Here is a 19,252-nt window from a genome sequence, read left to right as displayed (position 1 = left end):
CAGCCGGCCGCAGCGGCGAAAGACCCTACCCCGCCGCCGCCTTCGCCGGCGGAACGTTGATCGCGAGCTTGCCATAGCGGTCGGTGAACGCCTGCGTGTCGATCTCCTCGAGCTTGATCTCGCCGCTCATGACGCCCTGCTTCCAGGCCGCCTGCGCGGGATCGTTCTGGAATTCCGGCATCACCTCGCGGCCGAACAGCTCCAGCGATTCGCAGATGTGCTCGTGGCTGTTCTTGCCCGCCTGGTTCAGCAGGATGACCTGGTCGATATGCGAGCCCTGGAAGCGCTTCAGCTTCCTGCGGATCGTCTCGGGCGAGCCGATCAGTCCGCCGCGCAGCGCAGCCTCCTGCGCCTCGGGATTGTCGCGTTTCCACTTGTTGTACTCGTCCCACATGTTGACGGTATAGGGCGCCGGACGCTGGCGATTCTGCGACGCGCCGTAGAAGCGTAGCGCGAACTGGAAGAAGGTGGCGCCGTCGGCGCGCGCACGCGCCTCCTCGTCCGTCTTTGCGCACATGAAGAACGACACCAGCGCCATGTTCGGGTTGATCTCGTAGTCGGCGAGCTTGGCGAGACGCTTGGTCATGGCGTTGTAATAGGCGTGAACCCAGGCGTGCGCGGCGTCTGCGCTGACGAACTGGAAGCCGAGCGCACCAAAGCCATGGCGGCCGGCGCGCTCGATGGTCGGCAGCTGCGAGCAGGCCATCCACAATGGCGGATGCGGCTTCTGCACCGGTTTTGGCACGACGTTGCGCAACGGGATGTCGAAATATTTGCCGTGGTGCTCGCTTCCTGCGTCCTTGAACATCGGGAAGATCGCGGCGACGGCCTCCTCGAACACCTCTTTCTTGGTCTCCATGTCACGGCCGAACGGCGTGAGCTCGGTGATGGAGGCGCTCTCGCCCATGCCGAATTCGCAGCGGCCGTTGGAGAGCAGATCGAGCACCGCGACGCGCTCGGCGACACGTGCGGGGTGGTTGGTCGTGAGCTGGAGGATGCCGTGGCCGAGCCGGATGTTCCTGGTGCGCTGGCTCGCGGCTGCGAGAAACGATTCCGGCGAGGGCGAATGCGAGTATTCTTCGAGGAAGTGATGCTCGACAACCCAGGCGTGGTCGTAGCCGAGGCTGTCTGCGAGTTCCATCTGCGAGAGCGCGTTCTGATAGAGGCTGAGCTCGTCGCCGGCCACCCACGGCCGTGGCAGTTGCAGCTCATAGAAGATGCCGAACTTCATGACGCCGTCTCTCCCAGTTTTTTTGCAGGTTTTCTTGCAAGTTTTCTTGCCGTTTATGTTTTTGTTGCGGGCATCTTAATGGGCGGGGCGGCGCTGTCTACGCAGTCGCAATTCCGCCTTGCGGGAGAAGGTGCTTTTCGGCACGGCGGCCATTCAGGACCACGCCGATGAAGGTGAAGCGCACCAGCAGATGATAGCTCGCCAGCATCGGAGGAAGCGCGACCACGAGAAGAACACCGAACTTGATCAGACCGGGCCAGTCGAGCTGCGACAGCGCGACCTGCAGCGCCATCACGATCGGCAGATGGATCAGATAGAGCCAGTAGGATGCATCGGCGAGATAGCGCCAGGTCGGGCTGAAGCCGGACATGAAGCGGAGCGCGAGGCCGATGACCGCAAAGGTCGAAATCCATATCGCCGGCGCATACAGGATCACGGAGACAAGCCGGAGCGTGGCGAAGCCGAAAGGCAGTTTCGGTGCACCCGGCGCGGACGTCATCGCCCCAACCAGCACGAAACTGATCAGGATCAGAGTGATTGCGAGCAGAAGATGCGGGAGCCAGCGCCGCTCAATCAGTCGCAGCAGATCGATCTGCCGATGCAGCAGCCAGCCGATCGCGAAGGCGGTGCCGAAGCCAATCCAGGCCTGCGCGTTGGTGACGAGCGATTGATCCGGCGTCCTCACGCCCATCACGTTGATCCAGCGTTGGTCGAGGCAGAAGGCGGCGCCGATCGGGATTGCCAGAACAAGGGGGGCCAGCGGACTTTTCATGATCCCGGCGAAGACGCGGTCAATCACCGCTCGCCACCTGCCTGACGCATTTAGCCAGACAAATGCGCCGCGCAGCAGCAGCACGACGACATAAAGCTCCAGCAGCACATAGATGAACCAGAGATGGGTCAGGGGGAAATTCGGCAGCACCGGTGGCCAGCTGCGGGACCAGCCGCCGTTCGGGAAATGAGACGCCCAGATCGCGATGAAGTACATGGGCGTGAACAGGATCGGCCAACCCGTGCGCAACTATCCGGAGCAGCCGCCGGTGATCCCGCACACGATCGACGGCTATCAGATCGACCTCAACGGCAACAAGTGCCTGTCCTGCCATGCGCGGGCGCGCATCGCGGAATCGCAGGCGCCGATGGTCTCGATCACCCACTTCATGGACCGCGACGGCCAGTTTCTGGCTTCGATCTCGCCGCGCCGCTTCTTCTGCACGGAATGCCACGTGCCGCAGAACACCGCCAATCCGCCCGTCAGCAACGACTTCACCGACATCGACACGCTGCTGTCGCGCGCAAGCCCCGGTGGCCGCCGATGACGACGACCGCTGATGAACCCGGCGAGGGACTGAAGGCCAGACGCGGCTTCGTCGCGCGAAGCTGGGACTTCGCGCGCGAGCTCTGGCAGGTGCTGATCCGTCCGAGCTCGGTGTTCGGGCTCGGCGTGCTGGTGCTGGCGGGCTTCATGGCCGGCGTGATCTTCTGGGGCGGCTTCAACACCGCGCTGGAATTGACCAACACCGAAAAATTTTGCACCGGCTGCCACGAGATGAAGGACAACGTCTACGCCGAGCTGAAGTCGACCATCCATTTCGCCAACCGCTCCGGCGTGCGCGCGACCTGTCCGGATTGCCACGTGCCGCACAACTGGACCGACAAGATCGCCCGCAAGATGCAGGCCTCCAAGGAGGTCTTGGGCAAGATCTTCGGCACGATCGACACCCGCGAGAAATTCCAGGATCACCGGCTCGAACTGGCGGCGCATGAATGGGCGCGCTTCAAGTCCAACGATTCGCTGGAATGCCGGAACTGCCACAGCGCCGATTCCATGGACATCACCAAGCAGTCGCCGCGCGCCTCGGTCGCCCACCAGCGCTTCCTGTTCACCAAGGAAAAGACCTGCATCGACTGCCACAAGGGCATCGCCCACCATCTGCCCGACATGCGCGGCGTTCCCGGCTGGCAATAGGGCGCCCCGCCCGGCTTGAACCAGCGGTGCGAATGGTTAGTTTTGGGGCTGGCGAATCGCTCCGTTTTCGCCCCCTCCTCAAGACAGACATGGCCACATTCACCCCGCATCAGGATGCCGCGCTCAAGGCCGTTGGCGACTGGCTCAAGGCCAAACCCGGCCGCAACGGCACGCCGCCGGTGTTCCGCCTGTTCGGCTATGCCGGCACCGGCAAGACCACGCTGGCGCGGCACATCGCCGACGGCGTCGACGGCGAGGTGAAGTTCGCCGCCTTCACCGGCAAGGCGGCGCTGGTCATGCGCAACAAGGGGTGCGACGAAGCCTCCACCATCCATTCGCTGATCTACCGCACCCGCGAATCCGGTGAGGAGCAGCCCAGCTTCGAGCTGTGGGACGACGCCCCGGCCTCCAAGGCCAAGCTGATCGTGATCGACGAATGCTCGATGGTCGATGCCGAACTGGGCCGCGACCTGATGTCGTTCGACTGCCCGCTGCTGGTGCTGGGCGATCCCGCGCAGCTGCCGCCGATCCAGGGCGGCGGCTTCTTCACCAATACCGAGCCCGACGCGATGCTGACCGAGGTGCACCGCCAGGCCCAGGACGATCCGATCGTGCGGATGTCGATGGACGTCCGCGAGGGCCGCGAGCTCGACATCGGCCGCTACGGCGAGAGCGAGGTGGTGTCGCGCAAGGAGCTCGACCCTGATCGCGTCATGGCCGCGGACCAGGTGCTGGTCGGCCGCAACAACACGCGACGCGCGTACAACATGCGGGTGCGCCAGCGCCAGAACATCGAGGACGTCTTCCCCGTCGCCGGCGACAAGCTGGTCTGCCTGCGCAACAACCGCAAGAAGGGCCTGTTCAACGGCGGGCTGTGGCGCGTGAAGTCGCGCAACACCTCGCGCTCGAAATCCCGCATTCTCAGCATGCGACTGTCGCCGGACGAGGATCTCGGCCACAAGGTGACCAAGGTCTCGGTGCGCGCCGATTGCTTCGAGGGCGGCGTCGAGGCGATCGCCTGGGAGCAGCGCAAGCCCTATGACGAGTTCGACTACGGCTACGTGCTGACCGTGCACAAGTCGCAGGGCTCGCAATGGGACGACGTCGTGCTGTTCGACGAGAGTTTTGCGTTTCAGGAGAGCCGCGCGCGGTGGCTGTACACGGGAATCACGCGGGCGGCGAAGCGGCTGAGCATTGTGGTGTAAAGCCGCGCTGCTGTAGGGTGGGCAAAGGCGCAAAGCGCCGTGCCGACCATCTCTCCACAGACGCAATAAAAACGGTGGGCACGCTTCGCTTTGCCCACCCTACGGCACCGGCATCGCGGTTCACTTCCCCGCGACGAAATAAAAATCCTCGCGCCCCGGCGGCGAGCCGTAGGAAAACGGCTGCTGCTCGTGCTTGGTCACAAGCCAGACATCGTCGCGAACGATGTCGAACAGTTTTCGGATCTCGACGCGCGGCATCTTGATCTCGCGAGCGAGCGCGGTGGCGAACGGGCTGTCGGCGCCGCCGTCGCCATCCATCGCGGTCTCGCCGTGCTTGGCGGCGTAGACCACCATGAAGCCGGCGCCCGGCTCGATGTTGGAAAAACCCTTGTCCACGAGCTTGAGCGACAGCGTGCGCTGCATGGTCGGCGCGAACGGATTGTCGCGACAGGCATCCAGCATCACCAGACGCACTTTTCGCGCAGCGCCCACCGCCGCGATCACCTGCTCCAGCGCGACCGCCTGGGTCTCGGCGTCCCTGTCGGCGGCGAGCTTGGCGTCGACGGGAACGAGATAATTCACGCCGCCGATCTCGAAACCATGGCCGGCATAATAGACCACCGCCCAATCCGCCTTCTCCGCCTCGGCGGCAAACGTCTGCAACGCTTCGAAGAACTTGTCGCGGGTGAGGTCGCTGACGGATATCACGGTCTGGAAGCCGACATCGCGCAGCGCGGCTGCGATCATTTTCGAGTCGCGTGGCGGATTGGGCAAGGCGTGGACGTTCTTGTAGGCACCGTTGCCGATCACCAGCGCCACACGGCGCCCGGTGGATCCGGCCGACGGCTGCGGGGTCAGCGCGGCCAATCGCTCCTGCGCGATCGCGCGGGCGCGCGCGACGTCAAGTTCGTCGAACTTCGTCAGCGAATAGGCCGCCGCACGATAGTCGGCACGGGCCTGGGCGAGATCCTTCTTGCGCTCGTAGATCTGGCCGCGACCCGAATGTGCCCGGACGTTGTTCGGGTTGATCTGGATCGCCGTATTGTAGTCCTTCAGCGCGGCTTCGAAATCGCCCTTCAACATGTTGACGTCGGCGCGATTGTTGATCGCGTACGTGTTCTTCGGCTGCTTCTCGATTAGGCCGTTGCAGTCGGCGAAGGCCTGGTCGAACTTGCCCATCATGCCATAGGTGATGCAGCGGTTGCCGGTGATCTGCTGCGCGGCCGGTTCGATCTTCTCGGCCTCCGCGAAATCGGCAATCGCGCCGTCAAAATCCTGCATCAGCGTGCGCACGCGGGCGCGGTTGGTGTAGCCGAGCAGGAACCTGGGCGCGTATTTGATCGACAGGTTGAAATCGTCGAGCGCGCTTTGCAGCGCACCCCGGCGCAACTGGATGACGCCGCGGTTGTTGTAGGGGACACCGTAGGTCGGGCGCTTCTGGAGCGCGAGGTTGTAGTCCGTCATCGCATGGTCGTCCTGGCCCGTCCGCTCATAGGCGAGGCCGCGCAAATTGAGCGTGACGACGTTGTCGGGATCGAGGTCGACGGCCATGGACAAGGTCTCGATGGCGTGGACGTAGTCGCGCTTGTTGATCAGCGTATTGCCGCGCACGGAGAGCGCGATGGCCTTGTCCTTGCCGGTGAGCCGGTCGGCGTTGAGCAGCTTGTCGCAGGCCTGCGCCCTCGCCTGTGCATCCGCCTGGCGGTCGCGGCAAATGGCGAGGTCGTCGCCGGGTTGCGGTTCGGCCGCCGCGAGCGAGCTCCAGCCGGCCAGGATGGCGAGCACGACGACGAGGGTCAGGGATGCCACGCGCAGCATGTTGTCAGGTCAGCTCCAGCCACGATTCTCTTAAGTCGATCACCGATCGCGCCGGTTCATCTAGCGCGGAGTTCCGGTCGTCGCCAAGCCGGGCCGCTGGAGGCGGCGCGTTTCACGGGCTCGTGTCCCTCCGGCCGTAACAATCGCCCGGTCCGCCCGTATCTCGAATGTCCGAAAATGCCGGGCAGGCTGTTCGCCCGGCCCCAACCGCCCTAGACTGTCAGACCTTCCGAAAGAGGATCGCCATGCGCCGACCTGCCGTCCTGTCCCTGCTCGCCGCAACCACCGCCCTGACGCTGGCCTTTGCCGCGCCGACCCGGGCCGCAGAGGATGCGGTCGTGATCCCCGCTCCTGCCGTTGATGTGGCCCCCGCAAGCGGGATCCAGACCGCCGTGATCGCCGGCGGCTGCTTCTGGGGCGTGCAGGGCGTGTTCCAGCACACCGCGGGCGTCGTCAACGCGGTCTCCGGCTACGCCGGCGGCACCAAGGCGACGGCCGACTACCAGACCGTCTCGAGCGGCCGGACCGGCCACGCGGAATCCGTCGAGATCAAATACGACCCCAAGAAGATCTCCTACGGCAAGATCCTGCAGATCTACTTCTCGGTGGCGCACGACCCGACCCAGCTCAACCGGCAGGGCCCCGACACCGGTCCGCAATATCGCTCGGCGATCTTCACCACGTCCGACGAACAGAAGAAGGTGGCCGAGGCCTATATCGCCCAGCTCAACGGCGCCAAGGTCTTCAGCAAGCCGATCGCGACCAAGGTCGGCGCGCTGGAGGCATTCTATCCGGCGGAGGCCTATCACCAGGATTATCTGACCCTGCACCCGAACCAGCCCTATATCGCCTACAACGACCTTCCGAAGGTCGAGAACCTGAAAAAGCTGTTCGCGGATAACTATATCGAGAAGCCGACGCTGGTGAGCGCCAGCAAGGCCACCAACTGAAAAAACGGGAGACCCATGCCCGACACCAAGACGAAAACCACGGACGACAAGGTCATCAAGAGCGAAGAGCAATGGCGCAGCGAGTTGTCGCCGATGCAATTCGCGGTGCTGCGCGAGAAGGCGACCGAGCGTCCCTTCTCCGGCGAATATGAGCACGACCACCGCGCCGGCACCTACACCTGCGCCGGCTGCGGCAACGTGCTGTTCGAGTCCGACGCGAAGTTCGATTCCGGCTGCGGCTGGCCGAGCTTCACCCAACCCGCCGTCGAGGGCCATATCGAAGAGGAGCGGGACGTCAGCCACGGCATGATCCGTACCGAGGTGCTGTGCGCCAAGTGCAGCGGTCATCTCGGCCATGTCTTCCCCGACGGCCCGGGGGCGACGGGCTTGCGTTACTGCATCAATTCCGCCGCGCTGAAGCTCGAACCCAAATAAACCTTGCGCGGCGCCGAGTTCCGTCATGGAACCCGGCGCCGCGATGTGCTTTTCTTCCCTGGTGGTGCGGCTGGCCATGGCGTGGCGGCGGCCGCCAGGGAGGATGCCATGACGCTTGGGACCATCCTGATCATCCTGGTGATCATTTATCTCGTCGGCGGCCTGTCGGGCCGCTTCGGCGGCTACGGCTACGGAATGGGTCATTCCGGCATGGGGATCGGCGGCCTCGTCCTGGTGGTGCTGCTCGTGCTGCTGCTCCTTGGCAAGCTGTAGACCATTCAAGTCGCTGATATTCCTGCAATTTCCCGGGCTGCGGAGCTGCCATGCGCAGATTCATCATCTCGCATCGCGGGGGTCGCAATTTTGTCAAAACGGGCTATATTAGAGGACGAAAATGACATGTGCGGCGCCCACTCAATCGTGGCCTCTGCCCGTCCCAACCCCACGCGCTTAAAGCCCCAGAGAGATCACGAGGTCTTTGACCATGCGTCCACTGCGTCCGTTCAACTTCAACACTTCCGCCGAACTCTTCCCCGCTGCGATCCGCAAGAAGAAGCGTGCAGGCTTCACCTATCGCCGGTTCGGCACCGCGGCCGAAGCCGTCCAGTTCGCGATGGAGCAGTTGCCGACGGATTCGCTGAACGGCGCCTATCTCCAGGTCGAGGAAGCGCGCTTCGACCAGAACGGCATCCGGTCGCTCTATGAGAGCGAAGCCTTCCCGCTGCCCCGCCACCGCAAGCCGGTGGAAGCCAGCACCGACGCCGCCGACGCGGCGTAAGTTTTCGTCACGCGCTCCGATGTGCGCTGAAAGCGCGATGGCCCGAAAGGCCGTCGCGCTTTTTGCGTTTTGGGGCGTGTCAGATGCGAGGCTGCTTGTCGAGCCAGCGGCGGAGCAGGCGCACGTTGCGCATGTTGGCACGGAACATGACGTCGAATGCGTCGCCCGCGAACGGGACGATGCCGACGACGCCGTCGAGGGCGACATTTCCGAGCATGCGCGCGGTGATGTACCAGGGCGCCCCGAGCGCCCTCGCCTCTTGCACCAGCCAGAGCGAGATCGCGGTGGTGATGATGTCGCCGACGACGGGGATCAACCCGATCAACCCATCGATGCCATAGCGGATGTTGGTTCCGGGCAGCACGAAGGCGACGTCGAGCAGCTTTGCGATCGCCTCGATCCGCGCGATCCGCTGCTCGCGCGTTAGATTGCCAAACGGGTTGCCGGCGAAGGGACTGTCCTTCCCGAACTCGAAGCGAAATTCGCGAAAGCCCTGCCCCAGCGTTTCGGGCCGGATCTCGTGACCGTCCTGATCGATGATCGGCCCACGCCCGTCGGTGCCCGAAGAGGCCGCACCCGAGCGGCTTCCCGAACGGGATCGACGCGGAGCAAGAATATCGTCATCGGACATGGTCATGGCCTGTAGGGAACGCGCCAGCGCGGCGGAGGTTGCTGCGGCGTGATTGAAGGTCGCGCCCTCAAGTCTGTGCCGCCGCCGGCTGCGGCTCCGCGACATATTTATGCACGAGCCAGGATGAAATCACCGCCGGCACGAACCCGACGAGGCCGTACAGGATGAACTGCACCGCGCCCGAGTCCGGCCCGCGCGAGCTGTAGGTCAGCGAGGCCAGGATGAAGGCGAACACGCCGACCAGCAGCATCCGCAGCACCGGGCCGATCCGGCGGACGTGGACCAGGATATCGTCGACCGCACCGATCATCAGCGAGGGCAGGAAGCCGAACAGATAACTGTATTGCAAGGATTTGAAGAACACCGCGAACAGCTTGCCGACCTCAGCGAGACTGGTCTGGGTCCAATAGCCGGACTGATAGGTCGTCGTCAGCAGCAGCAGGAACCCGCCCACGAACGGGCCGACCAGCGCAAACACGAGATAGCGTTTCATCAGGCACCCTCATCCTTCACCTTACTATAGCAGCGCCGCGGGAACCTTGAATAGCGGGAGGGGCGGGCTCTGCGCTGGGAACAAGCGGCATAGCGACGGACTTGAAATTCACCTGTCAGATTTGGAGCCGCCGATGTCCCGCAAACTGTTCTTCCTGGCGACGATCGCACTGACGGCCGTGAGCGGCCTGTCGAACGCGCCCGCTCTCGCACAAGGCCATATGGGTTCGCCGCAGGAGCAGCAGGCCTGTTCGCGGGACGCCTCGCGCTTCTGCCGCAAGGACCTCGGCAATGACGGTGCGGTGCAGGCCTGCCTGCAAGCCAACCGGGCCAAACTGTCGCGGTCTTGCAGCAAGGTCTTTCAGAGCCACGGCATGTGAGGACCGGAACCATCCCCGGCGAACGGAGAGTGAAGCCATGTTGCGCGACGAACAGCTCTCGATCCTCAGGGACATCAGCCAATCCATCGCCTTTGCCGACGACCGGCACGGCAAGATAGGCGAGCTGATCGCCGACGGTTACGTGATGAAGGACGGAGATCTGTTCGAGCTCACGGCAAAGGGCGTTACGGCGGTCGAAGAGCATGCAGCGCTTGGCGCAAGCGATGTGGAACAAGCGAGCGTATCCTCCGATCGGTTGATCTGATCGCACGCGAGTCGCGTTGTGCGTGACGTGCGCGCAACAATTGCGAATTCCTTTTTGCCTGCCATTGCGGTCGCGCAACAATGGCGCATACTTGGCTCGGGCGGCGCAGCACTTTTCGATTCGAACATCACCAGAGATCGAGCAACCACATGCGGGATTGAGGTCCCGGCGTGATGGCTGAGACATGCGGCAGGTCAAGCCGCGTGCGGCGCCCCAAAACCAAGTGGCTCAAGCCCACGGAACTCGGGGACGCATTCTGCATGACACGCAATCAGACGATCGCAACTCTCTTCGCCCTCGCCACCACCGCCATCGCAATCCCGACATCGCCAAGCTTCGCGTTCTCGTCCGAAGCGCAGCAGATGTGCTCGGGCGATGCGATGCGGCTGTGCTCCAGTGAGATCCCCGACATTCCCCGGATCAGGGCCTGCATGGTGCAGAAGAAGGCTCAGGTCAGCCCGGGCTGTCGCGCCGTGATGGACCGCGAGCATGCCGCCGCGACAGGATCGCGCAAGCGGGAAGCAGCCGCGCAATAGAGAGAGCGTATCTGCGGCCATCGTGAGGGCCCGCCCAAGGGGCGGGCCCTCAGGATGAGGTCTCGTTTCGCGGCGAGATATCGAACCCTCATGGTGAGGAGCCCGCCAAGGCGGGCGTCTCGAACCATGCAGGCCAAGGTCTCACGGGGTAGAGATCTAGTCGCCCCACTGCGCGAAGGCGTCGTTGAAGGCGCGCTCGCCGGGAGCGCCCTTCTCGATGGCGATGATGGCGCGGCGCTGGTTGGCGTAGACCAGGGGCACGTCGAACCAGGAGCGCTCCTTCAGCAGCTGGACGTTGCGGCTGCGGTCGGCATCGACGTTGGAGAGGCCGACCAGGAAGAAGCCGTCGGTGACCTTGACCGCGAGGCCTGCGAGTGGCGTGCCGCGTGCCTGCTCGTTCGACTTCATCAGGATGCCCGGCACGTTGGAAACGCCGCCGCCCGGAAAGTCCGGCGGCAGGACGAAGGTCAGCTCCGCGGTGTGGCTCGCCGGCAGCGAGGAGTCGGTGTTGCGGCGGAACGACATCGTCATCTTGAACTTGCGGTCGGGGATCTCGATGTCGGCGCGCACGGCGACGTCGGCCTTCTGGTTGCCCGACGCCTTGATCGGCTCGAGCCGCCACACCACCGAGCCGACATATTGCTTGCCCTTCGGATCGGATGGATCCTCGTCGTAGAGCACGACTTTCTGCGCCACCGGCGCGACCGGCTGGTCGCTGGCCGAGGGCTGGCCGACGCGATCCGGAATCTTGGGCTTGCTCTGCGGCTGAGACGAATCCTTGGGCGCCTCCACCACCTGCGTCGGCGAAGACTTCAACAGGTTGGTCGCGGTCTGGACCAGCTGCTTGCCCCACAGGATGCCGGCACCGACCAGGATCAGCACGATGCCGACGGCGATCGCGCTCTTGAACGGAAAGGCGCGGCCGGTGCGGGCGCGCTTCTTCTTGGGTTCGCGGTCGAGAACGGGGATGTGCGGACGTTGCGACGGCGGCTGCGACGGCGGCGCGTAGCGCTCAGCTTCCTCGATCGATTCGTCGTAGGAATACGGCGCGTCGGCTCCGGCGCCGCGATTCTCCAGGCTCGGCTCGAGCCGGTCGAATTCCGGCGAGGGCGAGGGCACGTTGGCGTAGGTGCGGCGCGCCGCGCGGTTGGCCTGCGCGGCGGCGCCGCCGAGCTCGTTGGCGTCCGCCGTGATGTCGCGGAAGCCGCGCACGCCCGGTGCGGGCGGCAGCGGCGGTGGCGGTCCCATGTCCGGCGGACGGCGCCCACCAGCGCGATCACGTCCGACCGGCGGAGGCTCCGGCATCGACGACTGGGCCGGCGGACCCGGCTGCCGCGGCGCGTCGAAACGCGGGGCCCGCGGCGCACGCGGGGCGTCGCCCTGGTCATCGACATTGAAGGAGGGCCGGTCAGCCCGCGGCGGCGGCGGAGCCGGACGGGTGCGCGGCGGGGCAGCGGTTTGCGGCGCGGGCGAGTTGCCCTCGGTGGCGCGGGTGCTGGCACGGCGGAAGGCGTCGCCGCTGCCGCTGCTGCGGGCGCCGCCACCGGGGCGCGAGGCCTCGCGGGCACGCTGGGCCGCCTCTGATTCGACCTTGCGGACGGCCTCTTCCAGCGAGAGGCGCTCGCGGGTGATCTCGGATTCGGAGAGCGGCGGCTGCACGCTGCGCAGTTGCGCGATCAGCGCCGTGCGCGCCCGCTCGTAGAGCGCGCGACGGCTCTCGCCGGGAGCGTTGGGGTCCAGGGCGGCAATAGCGCGGGCGATCAGCGGGTAGTAATCAGCCATTTCTACTCAATTATACGCGCGTCCCGGTAAGAGATCGTTAAGCCTCAAACGGATTTTGTACCAGGATAGTATCCTCGCGTTCGGGGCTGGTGGAAAGCAGCGCCACCGGGCACCCCACCAATTCCTCGATCCGGCGGACATATTTGATCGCCTGGGCCGGCAGCTGGGCCCAGGACCGCGCATTGGCGGTCGGCTCCTTCCAGCCCTCGATGGTCTCGTAGATCGGCTCGACCCGGGCCTGGGCGCCCTCGCCCGCCGGGAAATGATCGATCTCCTTGCCGTCCAGCCTGTAGCCGGTGCAGACCTCGATCGAATCGAAGCCGTCGAGGATGTCGAGCTTGGTCAGCGCCAGACCGTTGATGCCGCAGGTCCGGACCGCCTGGCGAACCAGAACCGCATCGAACCAGCCGCAGCGGCGGGGCCGCCCGGTATTGGTGCCGAACTCGCGGCCGCGCTCGCCGATCTTGCGGCCGGTCTCGTTGTCCTGCTCGGTCGGGAACGGGCCCTGGCCGACGCGGGTCGTATAGGCCTTGCAGAGGCCGAGCACATAGCCGACCGCGGCGGGGCCGAGGCCCGAGCCGGTCGCCGCCTGCGCCGCCACCGTGTTGGACGAGGTGACGTAAGGGTAGGTGCCGTGATCGACGTCGAGCAGGGCGCCTTGCGCGCCTTCGAACAACATGCGCTTGCCCTCGCGCCGCTTGATGTCGAGCAGCCGCCACACCGTCTCGGCATAGGGCAAGAGCTGCGGCGCGAGCGCGGTCAATTCCTTCACGATCTCCTTGCCGTCGAACTCCGGCAGGCCGAGGCCGCGGCGCAATGCGTTGTGATGCGCCAGCAGCCGGTCGATCTTGTGCGGCAGGGTGTCGAGATCGGCGAGGTCCATCAGGCGGATGGCGCGGCGGCCGACCTTATCCTCGTAGGCCGGGCCAATGCCACGGCGGGTGGTGCCGATCGCGGTCGCCGCATTGGCGGATTCGCGATGCGCGTCGAGTTCGCGGTGCAGCGGCAGGATCAGGGTGACGTTCTCGGCGACCCGCAGATTGTCCGGGCCGACCGCGACGCCCTGCGACCGCAGCTTGGTGACCTCGTCGAGGAAGGCGGCGGGATCGAACACAACGCCGTTGCCGATCACCGACAGCTTCTGCTCGCGCAGCACGCCCGAGGGCAGCAGCGCCAGCTTGTAGGTCTTGCCGTTGATCACCAGCGTGTGGCCGGCGTTGTGGCCGCCCTGGAAACGGACGACGATGTCCGCCTGCTCCGACAACCAGTCGACGATCTTGCCCTTTCCTTCGTCGCCCCACTGGGCGCCGACGACGACAACATTGGCCATTCGCGGGTAATCCCTATGCAATCTGTCAGATGCGCCCAGCCCAATCACGGCCGGGGCCGCTCGAACGCGAGGCAGCCAACCGGATAAAGGATGCAGCCCCTCTAGGCAAGCAAGAACGGGACTTTTTCGAGGCCGCGAGCGCATCCCAAGCCTTTGATATCCCCTGAAAATCCAGAAACCTTCGCGGCGGGTGCAATGCTTCGACCAAAGCGTGAGAGGCTGCTTCCGCCGCTGCATGGTCGCGATGCATCCGGCCCCCGTTGATGCAACCTCGATTTCCGTGTCTTTGAACGGGGCCGGGTTTGAACCGGCCCGGGGGCCACCGGGCTGGAGGCTTGGCGCATGACGCGGGGCCACAACAATCCAATGTCCGCCACCGACGAGACCACCGGCGCCGCCACGTCCGGCCACAACTGGATCGCCAACCAGCCTTATCTGCTGCTCAGCATCACCGCGCTGTGCTGGGCCGGCAATGCCATCGTCGGCCGGCTCGCCGCCGGTCACATCCCGCCGGTGACGCTGTCGTTCCTGCGCTGGTTCTTCGCCTTCCTGCTGGTGCTGCCGTTCGCCTGGAAACACCTTGCGCAGGACTGGCCCGCGATCCGCGGCAGGCTCGGCCTGATGGTCACGCTCTCGATCACCGGCATCGGCGCCTTCAACACGCTGCAATATTGGGCGCTGGAGCATACGCAGGCGCTCAACACTCTCCTCTTGCAATCCGCCGCGCCGCTGGTCGTGGCGCTGTGGTCGCTCGCCATCCTCGGCGTCCGCCTCACCGTAGCGCAGGCCTTCGGCGTGCTGCTGTCGATGTGCGGCGTGCTGATCATCCTGCTGCATGGCGACTTCACCACGCTGTCGAACATCGACTTCAACAAGGGCGACCTCATCTTTGTCGTCGCGCTGATCATCTTCGCGCTCTATTCGGTGCTGACCTTGAAGCGGCCGCCGATGCACGGCCTGTCGTTCCTCGCCTTCACGTTCGGCTGCGGTGCTGCCTGTCTCCTTCCGCTGGAGATCTGGGAGTTGTCCGCGCGTCCCGTGATGAAGCTCGACGGGCCGAACCTCCTGACCCTGTTCTATGTCGCGGTATTCCCCTCGACGCTCGCCTATCTCTGCTTCAATCGCGGTGTCCGCCTGATCGGCGCCAACCGCGCCGCGCCGTTCTTCCATGTCGTGCCGGTGTTCGGCTCGATCATGGCAATGGCGTTTCTGGGCGAGCACCCGCAGGCGTTCCACTTCATCGGCTTCGCGCTGGTGCTGGCCGGCGTGTTCGTGGCGTCACGGAAGCAGGCGAGCTAGGCTTGGGGCCCGGTTCGATCGGCTGCGATCAAGCGTTTGTCGACGGGTTCATCCACACCATCTCCCAAACATAGCCATCGGGATCTTCAATGTGTCGGTTGTACATGAAGCCGAGATCCTGCGCCGGATTGGGATCGGCGCGACCGCCCGCAGCCACCGCGCGCGCCAGCGTTGCATCGACGGCATCGCGGTCGTCGACCGTGAGAGCGAACATAGCCTGGCTGTGGCGCCGCGCGTCGCCGATCTCGCGGCTGGTGAATTCACGATACCGGTCGTGGGTCAGCAGCATCACGCCGATCGCGTCCGTGAACATGAGCGACGTCGAATTTGCTCCGGAGAATTGAGGATTCACCGCGCCACCCAGGGCTACGTAGAACGCAGTCGATGCGGCGAGATCGCGTACCGGCAGGTTGACCAGAATCATCTTGGACATTGCTTTTCCTTCGAAAGCGGCTGGAAGCCGCGCTATGGTCTGACATTGGGAACAGGGAGCTCTCAACACTCCTCCCTGGACTGCATTCAAATGTAGCGCGCGGCGCCCATGCAGAGCGCGGCCATGCCCAGCAGGCCGGCCGCCGCACGTTGGGCGGCGGCGATACGTGCACGGAGGTCCTCCGGCTTGCCGGTGCCGCGACGCAAGGCCGCGAGCGCACGAGGACCGATGACAGCCTGAATAGCGGCCGCGATCAGTGCACAGACAGCACCGACGGCGAGCACCTGCTCGGTCGTGCCGAAGCTGTGGGAATGAACGAGATGGCCGAGATAGCCGCCGGTCAGGATGGCAATCGTCGCCGCGCCGAGTTGTGGAAAGACCAGCTGCTCACCGGCAACTCCGCCGATGCGGGCCAGCGCAAAGCTTGATCCCGCCCAGAACACGGACGACAACACATGAAGTGACAAGGCGATCACGAGGGCAGTTTGCATGGCAAGCTCCGAACCGGCTTCTAAATTAGATATACTACATGTATAGTCAATACGTCAACAGAATGGCAAGGCGATGCCGAAGCGCAATTATGTGAGCTCCGCGCGGGCTTCCGCGGCGGCGGCGACGCGCGAGCGCATCATCGCGGCCGGGGCGCGGCTCCTGCGCGAGGACGCGAGCATTGCGAGCTTCTCCCTCGACGTGGTCGCCAAGGCGGCCGGTGTCACGCGGTTGACGGTCTACAACCAGTTCGGATCGCGGCGGGGACTGCTGGAGGCCGTGTTCGACGACATCGCGCACCAGGGCGGACTGTTCGAACTGGCCGAGGTGATGACGATGGCGGATCCGCGCGCCGCGCTCGACCGCGTCATCGAAATCTTCTGTACGTTCTGGGGGCGCGATCCCGCCATCGGCGGGCTCAACCAGGCCATCGCGACCGATCCGGAATTCGGCGAGGCGCTGATCGAGCGTAACGAGCGACGGCGCGAATTGCTGACCGCGCTGCTGTCGCGGATCGTGGGCAAGCACGCGGCAAAGCGCGCCATGCGGGACACGGTTGATTTGATCTTCGTGCTGACGAGTTATCCGACGTTTGCAGCGCTGAGCCGGCAGCGGTCGACGGAGGAGGTCTGTCGCTTGCTGCAGACGGCGTGCCACGCGGCTGTGGACGGGCTGAAGTAAGCCGGCAGCAGGCGGCGCTACTTCATCTTGAACTTGCTGTACGCTTCGCTGGTCGCAATGATGACGTGCTCGGCGCAGGCGTTGACGCGGTGCGGATCAGCCTCCGTCTCGTAGGCCTTCGAGGTCATCATGTCGATGAAAGCCGTGACGGTGGGATAATAGACCAGCGCCGCGAAATCCCAGTCGTTGCCCTGCTGCGGGCCGAGCGCGACGGCCCTGGCCTCGCCGGTCCAGAGCAGCGTGCCGCCGCGTGCCTTGATCATCGGCACTGTGACCGCACTGTAGCGCAGATAGGCGTCCCAGCCGGAACCGTCGCCGTCGCCGGAGTGCGCGTGGAAGCGCATCAGGTTCAACATCACCACCGGTGCATGCCGATCGAGCCGATCAAGGCCATCGATGTTCAACATATTAACCGCCAATGCCGCCTCCTCTGGTCATGCCTGCATTGTAGCATTGCGGTCGCATGACTTGTGTCACGACGCAAATCCGGCGCAAGCTCGTATGCAACGCCAATGACGATCGCTTCGCCCGCGCCACCGGCCTCCAATCCGGCCAGTTGGCTCAACAACCAGCCTTATCTGCTGCTCAGCCTGAGCTCGCTGTTCTGGGCCGGCAACATCGTGCTCGCGCGCCACGTCGGCGCGCATGTGCCGCCGCTGACGGTGACCACGATCCGCTGGTTCGGCGTGTTCCTGATCCTCCTGCCCTTCGCCTGGCCGCATCTGAAGCGCGACTGGCCGAATCTGCGCAAGAGCCTGCCGCTGATGCTGTTCCTGTCGCTGGTGGGCTTTGCCTTCAACAACGCGATCTCGTACTGGGCGATGCAGTACACGGAAGCGCTGAACGCGCTGCTGATCCAGTCGGCCGGACCGTTGTTCGTGGCGCTGTGGTCGCTGGTGCTGTTCGGCGTGCGGCTGACCGGTGCGCAGCTCGCCGGCATCGGGATCTCGCTTCTCGGCGTGCTGATCATCATCCTGCGCGGCGATCTCGCCGCGCTCGCGAGCATCAGCTTCAACAGGGGCGACATCATGTTCGCCTCCTCGCTGGTGGCGTTCGGGATCTACTCTGCCTTCATCCCGCGGCGGCCCAAGATCCACCAGCTCTCCTTTCTCTCCTTCACCACCTGCTGCGGCGCGACGATGCTGCTGCCGACCGCGATCTGGGAGGCCTGGAGTGGTCGCGTCCTGCAACTCGACGGGGTGACGCTAGCGACGCTGGGCTACATCCTGATCTTTCCCTCGACGCTGGCCTATCTCTTCTTCAACCGGGGCGTGGCGCTGATCGGCCCGAACCGCGCCGCGCCGTTCTTCCATCTGGTGCCGGTGTTCGGCTCGGCGATGGCGATCCTGCTGCTCGGCGAAAAGATTCAGCCCTTCCACCTGATCGGCTACCTGCTGGTGCTCGCCGGCGTCGTGATCGCCTCGCGCCAGGGTTCTGCGGTGAAGTAATTCCGCGACGCGAGACGAGGCGACAAACTCGCGCCTTCCGATTTCGACGAGGAGACGCTAGGTTCCCCGCCAACCAAAAAAGAGGGAACAACCAGACATGCTTTCAGCGTTGATCCGAAACCTGCGTGCCATCGGCACGGGCGCCCTTTGTCTCGCCGCCGCGTCCGCTGCGCAGGCCGACAATTATCCGAGCCGCAACATCACGCTGGTGCTGCCGTTCGCCGCCGGCAGCGGCACCGACACCACGACGCGGCTGATCTCGCAGCATTTGTCGCAGGCCCTCGGCGTCGGCATCGTCATCGAGAACAAGGCGGGCGCCAACGGCATGATCGCCGCCACCTATGTCGCGCGCGCCGCGCCCGACGGCTACACGCTGCTGGTGACCACCAACACCACGCATTCGGCCAATCCCTATCTGCTCAAAAGCCTGACCTACGATCCGGTCAAGGACTTCACCCCGATCGCGCGCACCGGCGACCTGCCCTTCATGCTGGTGATCCACCCGAAGGTGCCGGCCAAGACCGTCGGCGAGCTCATCGCCTACGGCAAGGCCAATCCGGGCAAGCTGAGCTACGCCTCGGGCTCGTCCTCGGCGATCGTGTCGGGGGCGACCTTTGCACACAATGCCGGGCTCGACCTCCTGCACGTGCCCTACAAGAGCTCGCCGCCGGCGCTCAACGACGTCATGGGCGGCCGCGTCTCGATGATGTTCGTGGACATCCTGACCGGCCTGCCGCATGTCCAGGGCAACGCGCTACGCGCGCTCGCCGTCACGACGAAGGACCGCTCGTCGCTGGTGCCGAACCTGCCCTCGATGCAGGAGGCCGGCGTGCCGGACTTCGACATCTCGTCGTGGCAGGGCTATTTTGGCCCCGCCGGCATGCCCAAGGAGATCGTGACGCGACTCAACGCCGAGATCCGGAAGATCGTCGAGAAGCCGGAGATCAAGGCCCAGCTCGCCACCCTCGGCATGGACGCGTTTTCGGGCACGCCCGAGCAGCTCGGCACGTTCGTGAACGAACAGCTGGTGTTGTGGGAGAAGCTGATCCGCGAGGCAGGGATCGAGAAGCAGTAGGGGCTCGCGAAAGCCGCGCGCTCGG

General features: G+C 64.9%; 23 protein-coding genes and 1 pseudogene. 14 read left to right on the top strand and 10 right to left on the bottom strand.

The annotated features are described in order from the left end of the window. Positions 1-25: 25 nt before the first annotated feature. Positions 26-1,231 (bottom strand): LLM class flavin-dependent oxidoreductase, encoded by a 1,206-nt coding sequence (locus AC0L3B_RS17100; protein ID WP_085359408.1) that lies wholly within the window; start codon positions 1,229-1,231, stop codon positions 26-28. Positions 1,232-1,328: 97 nt separating this feature from the next. After that, positions 1,329-2,219, bottom strand: a complete 891-nt coding sequence (locus AC0L3B_RS17095; RefSeq protein ID WP_473380761.1) for an acyltransferase family protein — start codon at positions 2,217-2,219, stop codon at positions 1,329-1,331. A gap of 22 nt (positions 2,220-2,241) precedes the next feature. Here AC0L3B_RS17095 and AC0L3B_RS17090 point away from each other — a divergent pair. The 3 genes and pseudogenes from AC0L3B_RS17090 to AC0L3B_RS17080 all read left to right on the top strand — a co-directional run. After that, positions 2,242-2,550: pseudogene (locus AC0L3B_RS17090) on the top strand (nitrate reductase cytochrome c-type subunit); the annotation flags it as partial. After that, positions 2,547-3,200, top strand: a complete 654-nt coding sequence (locus AC0L3B_RS17085; RefSeq protein ID WP_204512192.1) for a NapC/NirT family cytochrome c — start codon at positions 2,547-2,549, stop codon at positions 3,198-3,200. The pseudogene AC0L3B_RS17090 and the gene AC0L3B_RS17085, both read left to right, overlap by 4 nt. A gap of 89 nt (positions 3,201-3,289) precedes the next feature. Beyond that, positions 3,290-4,405, top strand: coding sequence for an ATP-dependent DNA helicase (locus AC0L3B_RS17080; RefSeq protein ID WP_007596183.1), 1,116 nt, complete (start codon positions 3,290-3,292; stop codon positions 4,403-4,405). Positions 4,406-4,525: 120 nt separating this feature from the next. On the opposite strand, the gene AC0L3B_RS17075 is transcribed toward AC0L3B_RS17080, so the two are convergent. After that, complete coding sequence (locus AC0L3B_RS17075; protein WP_085395139.1) at positions 4,526-6,223, bottom strand: tetratricopeptide repeat protein; 1,698 nt, start codon at positions 6,221-6,223, stop codon at positions 4,526-4,528. A 245-nt stretch (positions 6,224-6,468) separates the two neighbouring features. On the opposite strand from AC0L3B_RS17075, the gene msrA reads away from it, so the two are divergent. The 4 genes from msrA (at position 6,469) to AC0L3B_RS17055 (ending at position 8,386) form a co-directional block, all read left to right on the top strand. Continuing rightward, a complete protein-coding gene (msrA, locus tag AC0L3B_RS17070) occupies positions 6,469-7,173 on the top strand; it encodes a peptide-methionine (S)-S-oxide reductase MsrA (RefSeq protein WP_018453864.1) in 705 nt (234 codons plus the stop codon). A gap of 15 nt (positions 7,174-7,188) precedes the next feature. Then, the gene (msrB, locus tag AC0L3B_RS17065; protein WP_473380760.1) at positions 7,189-7,608 is read left to right on the top strand and encodes a peptide-methionine (R)-S-oxide reductase MsrB; all 420 of its coding nucleotides are present in this window, start codon (positions 7,189-7,191) and stop codon (positions 7,606-7,608) included. Positions 7,609-7,716: 108 nt separating this feature from the next. Continuing rightward, positions 7,717-7,881 (top strand): DUF3309 family protein, encoded by a 165-nt coding sequence (locus tag AC0L3B_RS17060; RefSeq protein WP_083926348.1) that lies wholly within the window; start codon positions 7,717-7,719, stop codon positions 7,879-7,881. A 211-nt stretch (positions 7,882-8,092) separates the two neighbouring features. Next, positions 8,093-8,386 (top strand): hypothetical protein, encoded by a 294-nt coding sequence (locus tag AC0L3B_RS17055; protein ID WP_007596188.1) that lies wholly within the window; start codon positions 8,093-8,095, stop codon positions 8,384-8,386. Positions 8,387-8,465: 79 nt separating this feature from the next. Here the strand turns inward: AC0L3B_RS17055 and AC0L3B_RS17050 are convergent, their stop codons facing one another. Together AC0L3B_RS17050 and AC0L3B_RS17045 are read right to left on the bottom strand one after the other, a co-directional pair. Further along, positions 8,466-9,023, bottom strand: a complete 558-nt coding sequence (locus AC0L3B_RS17050; RefSeq protein WP_085349202.1) for a DUF4112 domain-containing protein — start codon at positions 9,021-9,023, stop codon at positions 8,466-8,468. Positions 9,024-9,084: 61 nt separating this feature from the next. Then, entirely contained in the window at positions 9,085-9,510 is a 426-nt protein-coding gene (locus AC0L3B_RS17045) for a DUF5413 family protein (protein ID WP_085349175.1), read from the bottom strand. Positions 9,511-9,643: 133 nt separating this feature from the next. Between AC0L3B_RS17045 and AC0L3B_RS17040 the strand changes: the two genes are divergently transcribed. The 3 genes from AC0L3B_RS17040 to AC0L3B_RS17030 all read left to right on the top strand — a co-directional run bounded on the left by AC0L3B_RS17040 (position 9,644) and on the right by AC0L3B_RS17030 (position 10,690). Beyond that, a complete protein-coding gene (locus AC0L3B_RS17040) occupies positions 9,644-9,889 on the top strand; it encodes a cysteine rich repeat-containing protein (protein WP_085384905.1) in 246 nt (81 codons plus the stop codon). A 37-nt stretch (positions 9,890-9,926) separates the two neighbouring features. Then, positions 9,927-10,154: a hypothetical protein gene (locus AC0L3B_RS17035; protein ID WP_018453858.1), complete on the top strand. Its 228-nt coding sequence runs from the start codon at positions 9,927-9,929 to the stop codon at positions 10,152-10,154. Positions 10,155-10,414: 260 nt separating this feature from the next. Beyond that, on the top strand, positions 10,415-10,690 hold the full coding sequence (locus AC0L3B_RS17030) for a hypothetical protein (RefSeq protein ID WP_051112961.1): 276 nt from the start codon (positions 10,415-10,417) through the stop codon (positions 10,688-10,690). Positions 10,691-10,846: 156 nt separating this feature from the next. Here AC0L3B_RS17030 and AC0L3B_RS17025 read toward each other — a convergent pair whose 3' ends face one another. Both AC0L3B_RS17025 and AC0L3B_RS17020 read right to left on the bottom strand, forming a co-directional pair. Further along, a complete protein-coding gene (locus AC0L3B_RS17025; RefSeq protein WP_473380759.1) occupies positions 10,847-12,472 on the bottom strand; it encodes a hypothetical protein in 1,626 nt (541 codons plus the stop codon). Between the two features lie 37 nt (positions 12,473-12,509). Next, positions 12,510-13,802, bottom strand: coding sequence for an adenylosuccinate synthase (locus AC0L3B_RS17020; protein WP_018453855.1), 1,293 nt, complete (start codon positions 13,800-13,802; stop codon positions 12,510-12,512). Between the two features lie 366 nt (positions 13,803-14,168). On the opposite strand from AC0L3B_RS17020, the gene AC0L3B_RS17015 reads away from it, so the two are divergent. Beyond that, the gene (locus AC0L3B_RS17015) at positions 14,169-15,101 is read left to right on the top strand and encodes a DMT family transporter (protein WP_204513993.1); all 933 of its coding nucleotides are present in this window, start codon (positions 14,169-14,171) and stop codon (positions 15,099-15,101) included. 28 nt (positions 15,102-15,129) lie between these two features. On the opposite strand, the gene AC0L3B_RS17010 is transcribed toward AC0L3B_RS17015, so the two are convergent. Both AC0L3B_RS17010 and AC0L3B_RS17005 read right to left on the bottom strand, forming a co-directional pair. Next, positions 15,130-15,534, bottom strand: coding sequence for a VOC family protein (locus AC0L3B_RS17010; protein ID WP_018453853.1), 405 nt, complete (start codon positions 15,532-15,534; stop codon positions 15,130-15,132). An 86-nt stretch (positions 15,535-15,620) separates the two neighbouring features. After that, the gene (locus AC0L3B_RS17005; protein WP_018453852.1) at positions 15,621-16,025 is read right to left on the bottom strand and encodes a hypothetical protein; all 405 of its coding nucleotides are present in this window, start codon (positions 16,023-16,025) and stop codon (positions 15,621-15,623) included. 73 nt (positions 16,026-16,098) lie between these two features. Here AC0L3B_RS17005 and AC0L3B_RS17000 point away from each other — a divergent pair, with 73 nt between their 5' ends. Further along, the gene (locus AC0L3B_RS17000; RefSeq protein WP_377792003.1) at positions 16,099-16,704 is read left to right on the top strand and encodes a TetR/AcrR family transcriptional regulator; all 606 of its coding nucleotides are present in this window, start codon (positions 16,099-16,101) and stop codon (positions 16,702-16,704) included. Between the two features lie 17 nt (positions 16,705-16,721). Here AC0L3B_RS17000 and AC0L3B_RS16995 read toward each other — a convergent pair whose 3' ends face one another. Further along, positions 16,722-17,111, bottom strand: a complete 390-nt coding sequence (locus tag AC0L3B_RS16995) for a hypothetical protein (RefSeq protein WP_018453850.1) — start codon at positions 17,109-17,111, stop codon at positions 16,722-16,724. A gap of 105 nt (positions 17,112-17,216) precedes the next feature. On the opposite strand from AC0L3B_RS16995, the gene AC0L3B_RS16990 reads away from it, so the two are divergent. Together AC0L3B_RS16990 and AC0L3B_RS16985 are read left to right on the top strand one after the other, a co-directional pair. Then, positions 17,217-18,152: a DMT family transporter gene (locus tag AC0L3B_RS16990; protein WP_007614154.1), complete on the top strand. Its 936-nt coding sequence runs from the start codon at positions 17,217-17,219 to the stop codon at positions 18,150-18,152. Positions 18,153-18,249: 97 nt separating this feature from the next. After that, on the top strand, positions 18,250-19,227 hold the full coding sequence (locus AC0L3B_RS16985; protein WP_473380758.1) for a Bug family tripartite tricarboxylate transporter substrate binding protein: 978 nt from the start codon (positions 18,250-18,252) through the stop codon (positions 19,225-19,227). The last annotated feature ends 25 nt before the right edge of the window (positions 19,228-19,252 follow it).

This window comes from Bradyrhizobium sp. Kon56 (genome assembly GCF_055807635.1).
The sequence above is the reverse complement of the archived record's forward strand: the minus strand, read 5'-3'. Positions and strand labels throughout refer to the sequence as shown.

Excerpts from the sequence above, each read along its gene's own strand:
- AC0L3B_RS17035 (WP_018453858.1), top strand. The coding sequence starts at position 9,927 with ATGTTGCGCGACGAACAGCTCTCGATCCTCAGGGACATCAGCCAATCC.
- AC0L3B_RS17075 (WP_085395139.1), bottom strand. The coding sequence starts at position 6,223 with ATGCTGCGCGTGGCATCCCTGACCCTCGTCGTCGTGCTCGCCATCCTG.
- AC0L3B_RS17010 (WP_018453853.1), bottom strand. The coding sequence starts at position 15,534 with ATGTCCAAGATGATTCTGGTCAACCTGCCGGTACGCGATCTCGCCGCA.
- AC0L3B_RS17100 (WP_085359408.1), bottom strand. The coding sequence starts at position 1,231 with ATGAAGTTCGGCATCTTCTATGAGCTGCAACTGCCACGGCCGTGGGTG.
- AC0L3B_RS17040 (WP_085384905.1), top strand. The coding sequence starts at position 9,644 with ATGTCCCGCAAACTGTTCTTCCTGGCGACGATCGCACTGACGGCCGTG.
- AC0L3B_RS17030 (WP_051112961.1), top strand. The coding sequence starts at position 10,415 with ATGACACGCAATCAGACGATCGCAACTCTCTTCGCCCTCGCCACCACC.
- AC0L3B_RS17085 (WP_204512192.1), top strand. The coding sequence starts at position 2,547 with ATGACGACGACCGCTGATGAACCCGGCGAGGGACTGAAGGCCAGACGC.
- AC0L3B_RS17015 (WP_204513993.1), top strand. The coding sequence starts at position 14,169 with ATGTCCGCCACCGACGAGACCACCGGCGCCGCCACGTCCGGCCACAAC.
- AC0L3B_RS16985 (WP_473380758.1), top strand. The coding sequence starts at position 18,250 with ATGCTTTCAGCGTTGATCCGAAACCTGCGTGCCATCGGCACGGGCGCC.
- AC0L3B_RS17050 (WP_085349202.1), bottom strand. The coding sequence starts at position 9,023 with ATGACCATGTCCGATGACGATATTCTTGCTCCGCGTCGATCCCGTTCG.
- AC0L3B_RS17005 (WP_018453852.1), bottom strand. The coding sequence starts at position 16,025 with ATGCAAACTGCCCTCGTGATCGCCTTGTCACTTCATGTGTTGTCGTCC.
- AC0L3B_RS17045 (WP_085349175.1), bottom strand. The coding sequence starts at position 9,510 with ATGAAACGCTATCTCGTGTTTGCGCTGGTCGGCCCGTTCGTGGGCGGG.
- AC0L3B_RS17000 (WP_377792003.1), top strand. The coding sequence starts at position 16,099 with ATGCCGAAGCGCAATTATGTGAGCTCCGCGCGGGCTTCCGCGGCGGCG.
- AC0L3B_RS17020 (WP_018453855.1), bottom strand. The coding sequence starts at position 13,802 with ATGGCCAATGTTGTCGTCGTCGGCGCCCAGTGGGGCGACGAAGGAAAG.
- msrA (WP_018453864.1), top strand. The coding sequence starts at position 6,469 with ATGCGCCGACCTGCCGTCCTGTCCCTGCTCGCCGCAACCACCGCCCTG.
- AC0L3B_RS16990 (WP_007614154.1), top strand. The coding sequence starts at position 17,217 with ATGACGATCGCTTCGCCCGCGCCACCGGCCTCCAATCCGGCCAGTTGG.
- AC0L3B_RS17095 (WP_473380761.1), bottom strand. The coding sequence starts at position 2,219 with ATGTACTTCATCGCGATCTGGGCGTCTCATTTCCCGAACGGCGGCTGG.
- AC0L3B_RS17025 (WP_473380759.1), bottom strand. The coding sequence starts at position 12,472 with ATGGCTGATTACTACCCGCTGATCGCCCGCGCTATTGCCGCCCTGGAC.
- AC0L3B_RS16995 (WP_018453850.1), bottom strand. The coding sequence starts at position 17,111 with ATGTTGAACATCGATGGCCTTGATCGGCTCGATCGGCATGCACCGGTG.
- AC0L3B_RS17080 (WP_007596183.1), top strand. The coding sequence starts at position 3,290 with ATGGCCACATTCACCCCGCATCAGGATGCCGCGCTCAAGGCCGTTGGC.
- msrB (WP_473380760.1), top strand. The coding sequence starts at position 7,189 with ATGCCCGACACCAAGACGAAAACCACGGACGACAAGGTCATCAAGAGC.
- AC0L3B_RS17055 (WP_007596188.1), top strand. The coding sequence starts at position 8,093 with ATGCGTCCACTGCGTCCGTTCAACTTCAACACTTCCGCCGAACTCTTC.
- AC0L3B_RS17060 (WP_083926348.1), top strand. The coding sequence starts at position 7,717 with ATGACGCTTGGGACCATCCTGATCATCCTGGTGATCATTTATCTCGTC.